The sequence below is a fragment of the Vibrio sp. 10N.237.312.B06 genome (genome assembly GCF_041464685.1).
GTDB classification, from domain to species: Bacteria; Pseudomonadota; Gammaproteobacteria; order Enterobacterales; family Vibrionaceae; genus Vibrio; species Vibrio tasmaniensis_A.
Genome location: NZ_JBFSPI010000177.1, coordinates 1 through 2,288 on the forward strand (window position 1 = coordinate 1; position 2,288 = coordinate 2,288).

Consider the following 2,288-nt stretch of genomic DNA (forward strand, 5'->3'; position numbering starts at 1 on the left):
GAACGGCGGACTGTTAATCCGTATGTCGCAAGTTCAAGTCTTGCAAGGGGAGCCACATTCAAGAAAGCCAAGTCGAGAGACTTGGCTTTTTTTCGTTTGAATAAAAGTTAACGCCATTCAATAACACATCAGTTCAACATTAAATCTTGATCTTCGAGTAAATAGACTACATTCGCCACCCTCAATAGAGTAATTGCTCTTACCTCTGTTTATTCATTTGACAGCGAAAAATGTTCTTTTGGGGACTTTTTTTTCTTCGTAAATTTAATCTTCATCATGTTTTGATACCTTTCTGATACCTGCACTACACGACTTAGCTTAAGATTCGTGAATGATACACCATACTTATTATTAGATCGCTGCACGGGGAAATATGAAATTAAAAACGCAAGCTTATTTATTATCAGGCATCATTTTGATTGCCTTGCTCGCACTTACGGCTACAGGTTTATGGACCTTAAGAGTTGCTAGCAACATAGACAACAAAGCTCGCGTGACGGAGCTATTTAAAAGTGCATACAGCATTCTTACTGAAGTCGAAAAAATGGCTATTGATGGCACTCTAGAAGAACAACAAGCCAAACAGCTTGCCACTCGCCTACTGCGCAACAATATCTATAAAGACAATGAATATGTATATGTTGCTGATGAAGATATGACTTTTGTCGCAACACCTTTAGATCCGCAACTACACGGAACCAGCTTTAATGATTTTAAAGATGGCGATGGAAATAGCGTTGGCCAACTTATTCAGCGAGCACTTGGCAATAGAACAGGACAAATAGTCGAGTACACCTGGACACAAAAACTCCCCGACGGAAGCATTGAGGAAAAACTGTCCATCGCAGAAAAAACACCTCATTGGGGTTGGGTTGTAGGTACAGGTATCGGCTTCAATGAAGTCAACGCAAGGTTTTGGTCAACAGCACAATGGCAACTGATTTTATGTTTGGCTATTGCTGGTGTCATTCTTTCAAGCTTGATTATCTCAATTAAACGTATGCTATCGCTACTTGGCGGTGAACCGAAAGACGTAAGAGAAGCAGTACAAGCTGTCGCAGAAGGAAAAATTCAAACATCGTTTGAGACTCAAGCTGAGCAAGGCAGTATCTATCACGCGGTACAACAAATGAGTCAATCACTGGCAGAGTTAGTATCAAACCTTAACTCTTCAATGCTAGCGTTAAGAGGCGAATTACAGCGCGTGGAAGATCGTGCAGGTTCTATCGCTCAACTTACTGAAACTCAGCAACAATCAACTGAAATGATCGCAACAGCAATGACTGAGATGGCGTCTTCAGCAAATAATGTTGCCGATTCAGCTGGCGATACAGCTCGTAACACCGACGAGGCAGACAAACAAAGCCAACATACTCAGCTCCTAATCCACAACACAGTAGATAACATTCAAGGCCTAGCAGGACAACTAGGTACAGCCAGTGAAGCTGTTGCTAACCTAGATAACGACGTAAACAATATTGTTAAGGTATTGGACGTTATAGGCGATATTGCAGAGCAAACTAACCTGTTAGCACTTAACGCTGCTATTGAGGCTGCGCGAGCGGGTGAACAAGGTCGTGGATTTGCAGTAGTGGCGGATGAGGTACGTAATCTTGCTGGTCGAACGCAATCGAGCACCAAAGAGATTCAGTTAATGATCAATAATCTTCAAGAAGGTTCCCGTAACGCCATTCAAACAATGAATGTGTGTGCGGCAACGAGTGAAAGTACTGTAGCAGAGTCTCAGAATGCCTCTGAAGCGCTACAACAGATTGTGATTGCATTAGAGTCTATATCATCAATGAGCCATCAAATCGCAACAGCAGCCGATGAGCAGACTCAGGTAAGCGATGATATATCGAAGCGTATCAATATGATCGAAGAAAGTGGCAACCAACTGAGCGATGTCGTAACGGAAAGCCATAACAGTACTCAAACTTTAGCTTCTCTTTCTAACGAATTAGAGACTTGGGTAAATAGGTTTGAAGTAAAACACTAAACTCTCGAAAAAAACCTTAATATAAAAGCACGTTTTCATACGTGCTTTTTTTATTTCAGCGCTCATTCAAAGCAGTTAACCGTAGTTTTGCCATCTTTTAAGGCATGCTAGACCTAGGTTTTTCTACCCAAACGAACAAAAACAACCCACTAAGTATAGAAAAACATCAAACAATACTTTTTTTGCAATTTAATGTTGACCCAGAACGCGAAAACACGTTTAATACACCTCGTCGCCCGGATAGCTCAGTCGGTAGAGCAGAGGATTGAAAATCCTCGTGTCGGTGGTT

General features: G+C 41.6%; 1 protein-coding gene. It reads left to right on the plus strand.

Features of this window, described 5'->3' with window-relative positions; all coding sequences use genetic code 11:
• The first annotated feature begins 373 nt into the window (after window positions 1–373).
• Window positions 374–1,999, plus strand: coding sequence for a methyl-accepting chemotaxis protein (locus AB6C75_RS23300; RefSeq protein WP_372109470.1), 1,626 nt, complete (start codon window positions 374–376; stop codon window positions 1,997–1,999).
• The last annotated feature ends 289 nt before the right edge of the window (window positions 2,000–2,288 follow it).